This is a genomic window from Algoriphagus sp. NBT04N3, assembly GCF_019443765.1.
GTDB lineage: Bacteria > Bacteroidota > Bacteroidia > Cytophagales > Cyclobacteriaceae > Algoriphagus > Algoriphagus ornithinivorans.
The window spans coordinates 2834273-2846205 of record NZ_CP048415.1 but is presented as its reverse complement, the minus strand read 5'-3'; the positions used below and the strand labels follow the sequence as shown (position 1 = coordinate 2846205).

Annotated in this window: 14 protein-coding genes; 12 read left to right on the top strand and 2 right to left on the bottom strand. The window is 42.4% G+C overall.

Annotation, left to right across the window (positions count from 1 at the left end):
• The first annotated feature begins 107 nt into the window (after nt 1-107).
• The 6 genes from GYM62_RS12295 to GYM62_RS12270 all read left to right on the top strand — a co-directional run bounded on the left by GYM62_RS12295 (nt 108) and on the right by GYM62_RS12270 (nt 3956).
• Entirely contained in the window at nt 108-1178 is a 1071-nt protein-coding gene (locus tag GYM62_RS12295) for a toprim domain-containing protein (protein ID WP_219956623.1), read from the top strand.
• A gap of 14 nt (nt 1179-1192) precedes the next feature.
• Nucleotides 1193-2026 (top strand): hypothetical protein, encoded by an 834-nt coding sequence (locus GYM62_RS12290; protein ID WP_219956622.1) that lies wholly within the window; start codon nt 1193-1195, stop codon nt 2024-2026.
• Between the two features lie 121 nt (nt 2027-2147).
• Nucleotides 2148-2744 carry a tyrosine-type recombinase/integrase gene (locus tag GYM62_RS12285; protein WP_219956621.1) on the top strand — a complete coding sequence of 199 codons (597 nt, stop codon included), beginning with the start codon at nt 2148-2150 and terminating at the stop codon, nt 2742-2744.
• Complete coding sequence (locus GYM62_RS12280; RefSeq protein ID WP_255590370.1) at nt 2744-3088, top strand: tyrosine-type recombinase/integrase; 345 nt, start codon at nt 2744-2746, stop codon at nt 3086-3088. The genes GYM62_RS12285 and GYM62_RS12280 overlap by 1 nt, the downstream gene beginning before the upstream one ends.
• Nucleotides 3085-3741 (top strand): phage integrase N-terminal SAM-like domain-containing protein, encoded by a 657-nt coding sequence (locus GYM62_RS12275; RefSeq protein ID WP_219956619.1) that lies wholly within the window; start codon nt 3085-3087, stop codon nt 3739-3741. Before GYM62_RS12280 ends, GYM62_RS12275 begins: the two co-directional genes overlap by 4 nt.
• Nucleotides 3742-3746: 5 nt before the next feature.
• Nucleotides 3747-3956 carry a tyrosine-type recombinase/integrase gene (locus GYM62_RS12270; RefSeq protein ID WP_219956618.1) on the top strand — a complete coding sequence of 70 codons (210 nt, stop codon included), beginning with the start codon at nt 3747-3749 and terminating at the stop codon, nt 3954-3956.
• A gap of 965 nt (nt 3957-4921) precedes the next feature.
• On the opposite strand, the gene GYM62_RS12265 is transcribed toward GYM62_RS12270, so the two are convergent.
• Nucleotides 4922-5134 (bottom strand): hypothetical protein, encoded by a 213-nt coding sequence (locus tag GYM62_RS12265; RefSeq protein WP_219956611.1) that lies wholly within the window; start codon nt 5132-5134, stop codon nt 4922-4924.
• A gap of 159 nt (nt 5135-5293) precedes the next feature.
• Here GYM62_RS12265 and GYM62_RS12260 point away from each other — a divergent pair, with 159 nt between their 5' ends.
• Together GYM62_RS12260 and GYM62_RS12255 are read left to right on the top strand one after the other, a co-directional pair.
• On the top strand, nt 5294-6145 hold the full coding sequence (locus tag GYM62_RS12260) for a hypothetical protein (RefSeq protein WP_219956617.1): 852 nt from the start codon (nt 5294-5296) through the stop codon (nt 6143-6145).
• A 2-nt stretch (nt 6146-6147) separates the two neighbouring features.
• Complete coding sequence (locus tag GYM62_RS12255) at nt 6148-6600, top strand: hypothetical protein (RefSeq protein ID WP_219956616.1); 453 nt, start codon at nt 6148-6150, stop codon at nt 6598-6600.
• A 40-nt stretch (nt 6601-6640) separates the two neighbouring features.
• Here the strand turns inward: GYM62_RS12255 and GYM62_RS12250 are convergent, their stop codons facing one another.
• Nucleotides 6641-7009 carry a helix-turn-helix domain-containing protein gene (locus GYM62_RS12250; RefSeq protein ID WP_219956615.1) on the bottom strand — a complete coding sequence of 123 codons (369 nt, stop codon included), beginning with the start codon at nt 7007-7009 and terminating at the stop codon, nt 6641-6643.
• A gap of 140 nt (nt 7010-7149) precedes the next feature.
• On the opposite strand from GYM62_RS12250, the gene GYM62_RS12245 reads away from it, so the two are divergent.
• The 4 genes from GYM62_RS12245 to GYM62_RS12235 all read left to right on the top strand — a co-directional run bounded on the left by GYM62_RS12245 (nt 7150) and on the right by GYM62_RS12235 (nt 11728).
• Nucleotides 7150-9795 carry a CHC2 zinc finger domain-containing protein gene (locus GYM62_RS12245; protein ID WP_219956614.1) on the top strand — a complete coding sequence of 882 codons (2646 nt, stop codon included), beginning with the start codon at nt 7150-7152 and terminating at the stop codon, nt 9793-9795.
• Nucleotides 9796-9916: 121 nt separating this feature from the next.
• Nucleotides 9917-10108: a hypothetical protein gene (locus GYM62_RS21055; protein WP_255590368.1), complete on the top strand. Its 192-nt coding sequence runs from the start codon at nt 9917-9919 to the stop codon at nt 10106-10108.
• Nucleotides 10053-10859, top strand: coding sequence for a tyrosine-type recombinase/integrase (locus GYM62_RS12240; protein ID WP_370627626.1), 807 nt, complete (start codon nt 10053-10055; stop codon nt 10857-10859). Before GYM62_RS21055 ends, GYM62_RS12240 begins: the two co-directional genes overlap by 56 nt.
• Nucleotides 10856-11728: a tyrosine-type recombinase/integrase gene (locus GYM62_RS12235; protein ID WP_219956612.1), complete on the top strand. Its 873-nt coding sequence runs from the start codon at nt 10856-10858 to the stop codon at nt 11726-11728. The genes GYM62_RS12240 and GYM62_RS12235 overlap by 4 nt, the downstream gene beginning before the upstream one ends.
• Nucleotides 11729-11933: the final 205 nt, after the last annotated feature.

The window sequence follows — 11933 nt, the reverse complement described above, 5'->3', positions numbered from 1 at the left end:
GCTATATTTTAGAAGCACATTAAGCGACAAAGAGCAACGGCATTTTTATCTCGGGATAGAAGCGGACTTTATCCAAGCTATCCCAAAGCGGACACCCAAAACTGATATTGACCGAAAGCATCATTGATGCAGCCAGTTTGTTACAACAGGAAGAAATCAAAAGCAAGTACGAAATATTAAGCCTGTACGGAACCAACGGACTGACAGAGGAACACCAAACAGCCATCCGCAAGCTGAAACACCTGAAAGAAATCATCTTCTTTTTGAACGGAGACGAACCGGGAAACAAGGCAGTGGCCAAGTATGCCCCAATGCTGAAAAGTGAATATCCAAATCTTAAAGTTACCAGTGCAGCCGTTCCGGAGAATGAAGATGTAAACAGCCTTTTGCAAGGCCACAGCCCTGAAATCTTGACCCACTTAATAGAAACAAGAAAGGAAGTGAACTTTTTATTTTCATCTGAAGAATCCCCGAAGGGAAAGGAAATAACTCAATTGTTATCAGATGAAAAAGAAAAATCAGAACAACCCAAAGCACCGATAACCGGACTTGACACCAACAACCCCTACAATCTCAAATACAAAGGCAATGAAGCTGGTTACCAAATCAAAGGCTTTAGGACAGACCAGCCGGACAGCCTGAAAACCACGGTACAGACCATAGCAGAAGCAAGCAGCATTACATTAAAACTCGACCTGTACGAATACAAGCAAGTAGAAAGCTCCTGCAAACTCATAGCGGGAAAATTAGGACTGCGGAAAGACGCCATAGAAGCCGATTTAATGCAACTCACAAGCCTTTTAGAACAGTACAGAGATAAACAACAGTTCAAAGCCAACGGAAGGCAGGAAAGCAAAATACAAGTGCCGGCAGCCACGGCCACCAAATGTATCGAGTTCCTGAAAGCTGAAAAACTCGTGCAACGAATAAACAAACTCATCGGGAAAGCAGGGATAACAGGAGAAGAAACCAACCGCATTTTATTGTTTGTAATCGCAAGCTCTTACAAAATGAACGACACCCTGCACGCATTGATACAGGGCAGTTCAGGAAGCGGAAAGACCAGGTTGTTAAAGATCATCAGCCATCTGATGCCTGATGAAGATGTAAAGCGATACACCCGAGTAACGGACAACAGTTTTTACAACCAGGACGAATATTTTTTGTCAACAAGCTGATATGTTTTGAAGACTTGGACGGGCTGAAAGAAGATGCACAGTTGGCAGTAAGAGAGCTGCAGAGCAACGATATACTACGGACATCCACCAGTATTAAAGATGCAAGCGGAAAAATAAGCGGTGGGGAAAGAACCGTAAGAGGGCCTATTGCATCCCTTGCCTGTACCACCAAAGGAGAAATTTATGAAGACAACATCAGCCGTTCATTCCTGATTGCAGTAGATGAAAGCAAAGAACAGACTTTAAAAATCATCCGCTATCAAAACGAAGTATCTGCAGGTTTAGTAGACAAAGAAGAACAAAAAAGGGTGACGACCTTCGTCCAGAACTGCATCCGCTTACTCAAGCCCTATGAAGTCATTAACCCTTACGCCAACAAAATACAATTACCCGAATCAGCCCACAAGATTAGACGCTTAAACGAACTCTATCAAAGCTTTGTAAAGCAAATCACCTTACTCAACCAATACCAGAGAAAACAGGACAAACAAGGGCGGTTAATCACTGAAACCGAAGACCTGCAGACCGCTTGTGAAATCCTCTTTGAAAGTATCGTGCTGAAAGTAGATGAATTAGACGGCTCACTAAGGCAGTTTTTTGAACGCTTAAAATCCCACTTGAAGGACAAAGAACAGGAATTTACCCAACGGGAAATCAGGCAAATGCTCAACATCAGCAAAGCCCAGTGCAGCCGATTTTTTAACCACCTGCAGGAGATGGAATACATCACGGCCAAGTACTCGGGAAACCAACGGAAAGTGTGCTACAAAGTGGATTATTGGGACAACTACGCCAAAGTAAGAACACAGATAAAGGATGATTTAATGAACCAAATCGCAGGACTATAAACCAAGAAAGGAACAATACGGAACAATAATGGAACAATCTTTTTAAAGTTAAGTGCTTTTAAATCAATGTTTTTAGGTTAGAAATACCCCGATTGTTCCCTGTTCCGAAAAGTGTGTATATATGGGAAGACCTTCAAACATCATAGTGGTAAGCGAAGATTACCGGAAATTGGCAGAACAGTTCTTTACCTATCAAAAGCGGTTGGGCTATACACGCAAGAGCAACAAAGCAAGGTTCAATTACCTGAACGAGTTTTTGGAGTGGTTGGAAAGGCAAGGACTGTTGAGCATTGCCCAAATCCAAGCCCCTGAAATCAACCGTTATTACAGTTACATCAGTTCACGGCCAAGTAAAAAAGACGGAGGGGCATTGAGCCAAAAAACAACCCATAGCCATATGCGGATTATCCGGGATCTGTTTGAAATGCTTTTAAGAAGCGGACAAATACAAACGAATCCCTGCAGTACGCTCAACTTTCCTTATCCCAAAGGCAGTGAAGAAAGAACCGTATTAGACCAGGACGAAATCAAACAGCTTTACCAGGCCACAGAAACCGCACAGGAGCGGGCAATATTAAGCCTTGCCTATGGATGTGGTTTAAGGGTTGGAGAGCTTGTAAAATGCAATGTAGAAGATATAAGGCTAAGGGAAAAGATACTGATAGTGCCGGAAGGAAAAGGCAACAAAAGGCGGGTTGTACCCTGTCAAACGGAGTAGTGAATGACCTTGCAAATTATTTTTACAACGAAAGGGACGAGCTGACCAAAGGACGGGATTATAAGCTCAATCAAAACTCCTTTATGCTTCACTCCAGGGGCGGACGGATGCGAACACACACCTACAACAAATACCTGAAAGCCATTATTGAGAGAACCGGAAATGAAGCCATCAAAGAAAAGCAGATTACCATACACAGTTTACGGCACTCGATAGCCACCCATCTTTTAGAGCAGGGAATAGCAGTAGAACAAGTCAGGATGTTTTTAGGACACTCACAGCTTGAAACAACCCAAATCTATACCCACATCAGTAAAGAACAGTTAAAAGAGTTGATAAAATGAAACTGAAAGAGTTTTTAGAAAAAGAGTACAGCAGAACCAGTATAGACGGTTACGAAAATATGATTGACCGCTACATCTTGGCAATGGGAGACAAAGCAGAGAAAGGAACTTATACGGACGTTTTGGACTATATCGGACTTTTGCGGGAACAGGGCTTACACCCCAAAACACTAAGAAACAACCTGTTTGCCATCAAAATCTACTATCGGTATTTAGTGGCCACAGGAAAGCGGAACGACCACCCGTGTAGATATTTATACCTGAAAGACCAGATAAACCGAGCCATCCAAGTAGAAAGCCTTTACCCAAAGGAAGTATTGGAAGAACTTTACGAAACCCACCAAAGCAAAAAACCGGACAATCAGAACAGGGATAAAATCATCATTAGTCTGCTCATTTACCAGGCGTTGACAGTCCTTGAAATATCCCAACTCCAAACAAGCGATATCGACCTTGAAAACGGAACCATAAAAATCAAATCCAATGTAAAGAACAAAGGCAGGACATTGAGTTTAAAACCCAATCAAATACTGTTGTTCCACAACTATTTAAAGCACGATTACAAACGCTATCAAAGGAGACAGAAACCAAGTAAACGGAAGGATTATTTTTGCTTGGTGACGAAGGTTTACAGCTATGGGCAGGCGGGATAAACCGAATGATCAATCGGGACAGGAACGAGCTTGAAAAGTTAATCCCGTTCAAAATAAGACAGTCCGTAATTGCTCATTTGCTCAAAGAAAACAATGACGTTAGAATAGTCCAGGAGTTTGCAGGACACAGAAGGGCAGCCAGTACGGAAGCCTACAAACAAACAGGATTAGAAGAACTTAAATCAGCAATCGAAAGACTGCATCCTTTACAATGAACGGACGAAAAAAAAGCGGCGGTAAAAATAAATGCCCCCTTCGTTCGGGATGATTTAATGACCCACCCGCCAACGCTCAAAAGGCCATTACAGACTTGGCTTGCAGTGCCCCCGTTTTTTCTGTCATACTTTTTGTGGCTGTGTTGCCCACGCTAACAGGCACATTATTTTTTCATTTGAAAGAGTTGATTTTTAAAGGTCAAATGAAAAATAAAGAGCCTGTCCCAACGCAAAACACAGCAACAAAAAGACGCTTCACTCCAACCACCACCACCGTTCCGCTTATGCCAGAAAAAAACGGGGTAAGCTATTTAACATAAAATCGCTTCCATTATGGTACAGCCGCTCAAAGCCCACCGCACAAAACCAAAGCTGTACCATAATTCATTTTATGTTCAAGGGGACAAGCCCAAATAGCCACTGCAAGCCAGCCTGTAATCAGCCTTTTGCCCACGCTCCCCACCCGGAAAAGCGGTATCCCGAAACAAAGGGGGCATTTATTTTTTGTTTGTTTTATGCCACCCCTCCGGTCAGACAATGGCAGAGCCTCCGGCAGGTAGGAAAGTATGCCTGAGCCGAGAAAAGCCAAAGGGTTGCCACCGCTCAGAGCCGACCCGAAACCCTTTGTCTTTACACGGCATACGGCAGAAAGGCAAGAGCGATAAAGAAGTTTTAAGGAGTTGATTTTTAAAGGTAAAAACTTCTTTGCCGCACTTGCTCCACACACCCCGCCACCCTTTTAGCGGTGTTCCCTGCGGTCACGAGTTGTTAGCCCCACCAACCGCACGAACCGACCAAAAACACAACAAAAAGAAAAGCAAAGGAAAGTTCCGGGCTGACAAAAAAGCAAGGGTATATAAACGGCTCGTTCCTCACCGCCCTTGCTTTTTTGCATCCCTACACTTGAAAGGATGGCTTTCTTTTTTTTCTGTTTTTTTCTTTGTGGAAATGTTTATTAAAGGGGGTTAAAACTTGCTTTTAAGCTCTATTACCCATTGCTCAAAATCATCCCTCTTAGTAAACTCCAAAGGCTTTTGACCTTCTTCCATAATAACCTTTACCCGGTGACCTTCATCCAGTGAAGCTCTTACTGAATCAAATGCTCCTTCTGCAGCAACAGGACTGGCTGCAAGGGTGAAAGCATCCCAAATACTCTTGTAATCAAAATTGTGTGTCATATTTTTAAACTTTATTATAAATACTATGGAAAAACAAAAAAGACAGAAATTATCTATTTTTTTTTTCAAATGAATGCCACGCAGTGAACGGAACGGCTTCAAATCCCTGGCGGGGCTTTGTTCAGATGAAAGAAAAAAGTAAGGTGAAAATTATTATCTTTGTCGTTAATGGGTTGCCTGAAACTGACATATAACCAAGCTTTTGAAACCCCGCTAAAAGTCGTGTATAGGACGGCAGCAGTGGAGCAAAAAAGCGTACAGGGGTTTTTAAGTGTTGACCCCTTGGCAGCACAGTTCCCAAGCTGGTCGCCATATAGTTTTAGCTTCAATAACCCAATTCGATTCATCGACCCAGACGGTAGGGCACCTTGGGATGTAATTATTAAAGGTTCGGAAAGTCAAGCAGCTTTTAATGAATTGCAAGCCTCAGTACAAGGACAACTTAACCTATCAATGGATGCAAATGGCAAAGTTACCTATACTCAAAGTGGTGATGGCAAACTTTCTAAAGATGCTCAACAACTTGCCAATGCAATAGACAATAGCTCAATTGTTGTAAATGTGAATGCAGAAAATACTACTACAACATCATCCGGTGATTTATACATTGGCGGTGCATTTGCCGGGAATACTGTAACAAAAGGAGAAGGCGGAAATACCGTTGTAGCGGAACAGGAAGTAAACCCAGGTGTTTTAGGGAAGATGAGCACTGCCCACGGAAAGCCTGGAGCAGATATGCTACACGAAGTTACCGAGGCTTATCAAGGCGCATTAATCTCGCAGAAGAAAGGTGTGTCATCACCGGCTTCAAATCAAAAGGGCTCAGTTTACAATAAAGCTCATCAGAAAGCGACCAGGCAGTCGGGCCCAGTATTAGAAAGGATTTATGATGCATCGGGCAATGAAATGCAAATGTTGCCGGGGAATGTTTATCCGCCAGGTGTACAACGTGCTGACTGGTATGTCAAGGATAAGAAAGGTAATAAGGTTGTCATCCAAGAATTGAAATAGTTATGAAGATACTACTGTGCATCTGTTCGGTACTGACACTTCTTTCTTGCTCAACGCCAAAAGGAATAGCTCAAGGCCAAAAGGAAGAACCAGGTTACCTGATTAAGAAAATAAAGAGCAAGAACTCCTGGCATATCATATATGCCCAAAAACAGGACAGTCTTTATAAAATAGTTGTTGGGAAAGAAGGTCTATCGAGAGACAATTGCAAAAAGATAGTTGTCGGAAAGTATTATGACCTTGAATTGAAGTCGAGAAGAGAAAATGTACCTGTAATTAATGGCGTTAAGTTAAAACCTGTAAACTATCTTGATGTTAAAAGTCCTGCATATGATAAAGAAGGGGTTGAATGTTACTCGTATGATGAAAAGACTGAGATTTGCATTGAACCAAAAAAAGGCATCTATGACCTGTATTATACGGATGACCTGAAAGGGTTATGTTATTTAAAGTAGAATATAAAATCAAAAGCCCGGACTTACCGGGTTTTTGATTTTATAGAGCGGCCACGTTCTTTTGAAAGAAGTCCTTGAACTTCTTTTTGGTCAGGAAAGTATCAATCATTTTAAATACCATATTTTTTTCTTCAGGTTCGAGTTCAGCAATCAGTTTTACCTGTTCCATCAGGCTTTTATCTTCAATGGTCACTTCATCGGGGATGTTGCCGTCAAAGTTGACCAGTTCATCAATGGTCATTCCGAAATACCTGGCGATTTTGTTCACGGCATCCAAAGACAGATCCCTGTCGCCAGCCTCTACCCTTGAATAATTGGAGCGGTGCATATTGACCAGTTCGGCAATTTGCTGTTGCGTCAGTCCTTTTTCTTCCCGGATGCTCTTTATAGTCTTACCAATGTGCTTCATTGCTGTTCTTTTCTTGCAAAGTTATCAAAAACGCACTAATAACGCCAGTATGATATAAATTGATACACTTACTGTTGTCTAAATGATACTTTATTGATACTTTTGCCCTGTATCAAAAAAACACACATAAATTTTTGACTATGGAGATACAGGAAATCAAACAGCGGCTCACCCTTGCAATGCTCCTGCAGCATTACGGGTTGAAAGCCGACAAGCAGAACCGTTTAAAGTGCCCGTTCCACAACGACAAAACCCCAAGCTTGCAACTGTACTACAAAACCCAGACGGCCTATTGCTTCTCCACCAACTGCAATACCCACGGCAAGGCCATTGATGTAATCGACTTCATACTGTACTACGAGAAATGCACAAAGCACGAAGCAATCAAGAAAGCGGAAAGTATCATCAATCCGGGAGCAGTCACAACCCAAACCACAGCACCAAAGCAGGCGAACGAGAAAGCAATGTTTTTGGAGCGGATGTTTACCTACTTCAAAAATGCGGTGCATAACTCCAAACCTGCAAGGGAATACATCGAGAGTCGTAATCTTGACCATAAGCAACTCGAAATCGGTTACAATGCAGGGCAGTTCCACCACGGAGCAAGGAAAGATGAAAGCCTGATAAACGACTGTCTGAAATATGGGATATTGTTGGACTTGGGGCTGAAATCAAGGACAGGCGAAACCGCATACAAGCCTTTTGGTAAATGGTGCATTGTCTTTGCCCTAAGAAACCCAAACCACGAAATCACAGGGCTATATTTTAGAAGCACATTAAGCGACAAAGAGCAACGGCATTTTTATCTCCGGGATAGAAGCGGACTTTATCCAAGCTATCCCAAAGCGGACACCCAAAAACTGATATTGACCGAAAGCATCATTGATGCAGCCAGTTTGTTACAACAGGAAGAAATCAAAAGCAAGTACGAAATATTAAGCCTGTACGGAACCAACGGACTGACAGAGGAACACCAAACAGCCATCCGCAAGCTGAAACACCTGAAAGAAATCATCTTCTTTTTGAACGGAGACGAACCGGGAAACAAGGCAGTGGCCAAGTATGCCCCAATGCTGAAAAGTGAATATCCAAATCTTAAAGTTACCAGTGCAGCCGTTCCGGAGAATGAAGATGTAAACAGCCTTTTGCAAGGCCACAGCCCTGAAATCTTGACCCACTTAATAGAAACAAGAAAGGAAGTGAACTTTTTATTTTCATCTGAAGAATCCCCGAAGGGAAAGGAAATAACTCAATTGTTATCAGATGAAAAAGAAAAATCAGAACAACCCAAAGCACCGATAACCGGACTTGACACCAACAACCCCTACAATCTCAAATACAAAGGCAATGAAGCTGGTTACCAAATCAAAGGCTTTAGGACAGACCAGCCGGACAGCCTGAAAACCACGGTACAGACCATAGCAGAAGCAAGCAGCATTACATTAAAACTCGACCTGTACGAATACAAGCAAGTAGAAAGCTCCTGCAAACTCATAGCGGGAAAATTAGGACTGCGGAAAGACGCCATAGAAGCCGATTTAATGCAACTCACAAGCCTTTTAGAACAGTACAGAGATAAACAACAGTTCAAAGCCAACGGAAGGCAGGAAAGCAAAATACAAGTGCCGGCAGCCACGGCCACCAAATGTATCGAGTTCCTGAAAGCTGAAAAACTCGTGCAACGAATAAACAAACTCATCGGGAAAGCAGGGATAACAGGAGAAGAAACCAACCGCATTTTATTGTTTGTAATCGCAAGCTCTTACAAAATGAACGACACCCTGCACGCATTGATACAGGGCAGTTCAGGAAGCGGAAAGACCAGGTTGTTAAAGATCATCAGCCATCTGATGCCTGATGAAGATGTAAAGCGATACACCCGAGTAACGGACAACAGTTTTTACAACCAGGACGAATATTTTTTTGTCAACAAGCTGATATGTTTTGAAGACTTGGACGGGCTGAAAGAAGATGCACAGTTGGCAGTAAGAGAGCTGCAGAGCAACGATATACTACGGACATCCACCAGTATTAAAGATGCAAGCGGAAAAATAAGCGGTGGGGAAAGAACCGTAAGAGGGCCTATTGCATCCCTTGCCTGTACCACCAAAGGAGAAATTTATGAAGACAACATCAGCCGTTCATTCCTGATTGCAGTAGATGAAAGCAAAGAACAGACTTTAAAAATCATCCGCTATCAAAACGAAGTATCTGCAGGTTTAGTAGACAAAGAAGAACAAAAAAGGGTGACGACCTTCGTCCAGAACTGCATCCGCTTACTCAAGCCCTATGAAGTCATTAACCCTTACGCCAACAAAATACAATTACCCGAATCAGCCCACAAGATTAGACGCTTAAACGAACTCTATCAAAGCTTTGTAAAGCAAATCACCTTACTCAACCAATACCAGAGAAAACAGGACAAACAAGGGCGGTTAATCACTGAAACCGAAGACCTGCAGACCGCTTGTGAAATCCTCTTTGAAAGTATCGTGCTGAAAGTAGATGAATTAGACGGCTCACTAAGGCAGTTTTTTGAACGCTTAAAATCCCACTTGAAGGACAAAGAACAGGAATTTACCCAACGGGAAATCAGGCAAATGCTCAACATCAGCAAAGCCCAGTGCAGCCGATTTTTTAACCACCTGCAGGAGATGGAATACATCACGGCCAAGTACTCGGGAAACCAACGGAAAGTGTGCTACAAAGTGGATTATTGGGACAACTACGCCAAAGTAAGAACACAGATAAAGGATGATTTAATGAACCAAATCGCAGGACTATAAACCAAGAAAGGAACAATACGGAACAATAATGGAACAATCTTTTTAAAGTTAAGTGCTTTTAAATCAATGTTTTTAGGTTAGAAATACCCCGATTGTTCCCTGTTCCGAAAAGTGTGTATATATGGGAAGACCTTCAAACATCATAGTGGTAAGCGAAGATTACCGGAAATTGGCAGAACAGTTCTTTACCTATCAAAAAGCGGTTGGGCTATACACGCAAGAGCAACAAAGCAAGGTTCAATTACCTGAACGAGTTTTTGGAGTGGTTGGAAAGGCAAGGACTGTTGAGCATTGCCCAAATCCAAGCCCCTGAAATCAACCGTTATTACAGTTACATCAGTTCACGGCCAAGTAAAAAAGACGGAGGGGCATTGAGCCAAAAAACAACCCATAGCCATATGCGGATTATCCGGGATCTGTTTGAAATGCTTTTAAGAAGCGGACAAATACAAACGAATCCCTGCAGTACGCTCAACTTTCCTTATCCCAAAGGCAGTGAAGAAAGAACCGTATTAGACCAGGACGAAATCAAACAGCTTTACCAGGCCACAGAAACCGCACAGGAGCGGGCAATATTAAGCCTTGCCTATGGATGTGGTTTAAGGGTTGGAGAGCTTGTAAAATGCAATGTAGAAGATATAAGGCTAAGGGAAAAGATACTGATAGTGCCGGAAGGAAAAGGCAACAAAAGGCGGGTTGTACCCCTGTCAAACGGAGTAGTGAATGACCTTGCAAATTATTTTTACAACGAAAGGGACGAGCTGACCAAAGGACGGGATTATAAGCTCAATCAAAACTCCTTTATGCTTCACTCCAGGGGCGGACGGATGCGAACACACACCTACAACAAATACCTGAAAGCCATTATTGAGAGAACCGGAAATGAAGCCATCAAAGAAAAGCAGATTACCATACACAGTTTACGGCACTCGATAGCCACCCATCTTTTAGAGCAGGGAATAGCAGTAGAACAAGTCAGGATGTTTTTAGGACACTCACAGCTTGAAACAACCCAAATCTATACCCACATCAGTAAAGAACAGTTAAAAGAGTTGATAAAATGAAACTGAAAGAGTTTTTAGAAAAAGAGTACAGCAGAACCAGTATAGACGGTTACGAAAATATGATTGACCGCTACATCTTGGCAATGGGAGACAAAGCAGAGAAAGGAACTTATACGGACGTTTTGGACTATATCGGACTTTTGCGGGAACAGGGCTTACACCCCAAAACACTAAGAAACAACCTGTTTGCCATCAAAATCTACTATCGGTATTTAGTGGCCACAGGAAAGCGGAACGACCACCCGTGTAGATATTTATACCTGAAAGACCAGATAAACCGAGCCATCCAAGTAGAAAGCCTTTACCCAAAGGAAGTATTGGAAGAACTTTACGAAACCCACCAAAGCAAAAAACCGGACAATCAGAACAGGGATAAAATCATCATTAGTCTGCTCATTTACCAGGCGTTGACAGTCCTTGAAATATCCCAACTCCAAACAAGCGATATCGACCTTGAAAACGGAACCATAAAAATCAAATCCAATGTAAAGAACAAAGGCAGGACATTGAGTTTAAAACCCAATCAAATACTGTTGTTCCACAACTATTTAAAGCACGATTACAAACGCTATCAAAGGAGACAGAAACCAAGTAAACGGAAGGATTATTTTTTGCTTGGTGACGAAGGTTTACAGCTATGGGCAGGCGGGATAAACCGAATGATCAATCGGGACAGGAACGAGCTTGAAAAGTTAATCCCGTTCAAAATAAGACAGTCCGTAATTGCTCATTTGCTCAAAGAAAACAATGACGTTAGAATAGTCCAGGAGTTTGCAGGACACAGAAGGGCAGCCAGTACGGAAGCCTACAAACAAACAGGATTAGAAGAACTTAAATCAGCAATCGAAAGACTGCATCCTTTACAATGAACGGACGAAAAAAGAAGCGGTAAAAATAAATGCCCCCTTCGTTCGGGATGATTTAATGACCCACCCGCCAACGCTCAAAAGGCCATTACAGACTTGGCTTGCAGTGCCCCCGTTTTTTTCTGTCATACTTTTTGTGGCTGTGTTGCCCACGCTAACAGGCACATTATTTTTTCATTTGAAAGAGTTGATTTTTTAAAGGTCAAAT

Coding starts and splice junctions, on each gene's coding strand:
- GYM62_RS12285 (WP_219956621.1), top strand. CDS start 2,148: ATGGGAAGACCTTCAAACATCATAGTGGTAAGCGAAGATTACCGGAAA.
- GYM62_RS12275 (WP_219956619.1), top strand. CDS start 3,085: ATGAAACTGAAAGAGTTTTTAGAAAAAGAGTACAGCAGAACCAGTATA.
- GYM62_RS12270 (WP_219956618.1), top strand. CDS start 3,747: ATGATCAATCGGGACAGGAACGAGCTTGAAAAGTTAATCCCGTTCAAA.
- GYM62_RS12265 (WP_219956611.1), bottom strand. CDS start 5,134: ATGACACACAATTTTGATTACAAGAGTATTTGGGATGCTTTCACCCTT.
- GYM62_RS12255 (WP_219956616.1), top strand. CDS start 6,148: ATGAAGATACTACTGTGCATCTGTTCGGTACTGACACTTCTTTCTTGC.
- GYM62_RS12250 (WP_219956615.1), bottom strand. CDS start 7,009: ATGAAGCACATTGGTAAGACTATAAAGAGCATCCGGGAAGAAAAAGGA.
- GYM62_RS12245 (WP_219956614.1), top strand. CDS start 7,150: ATGGAGATACAGGAAATCAAACAGCGGCTCACCCTTGCAATGCTCCTG.
- GYM62_RS21055 (WP_255590368.1), top strand. CDS start 9,917: ATGGGAAGACCTTCAAACATCATAGTGGTAAGCGAAGATTACCGGAAA.
- GYM62_RS12235 (WP_219956612.1), top strand. CDS start 10,856: ATGAAACTGAAAGAGTTTTTAGAAAAAGAGTACAGCAGAACCAGTATA.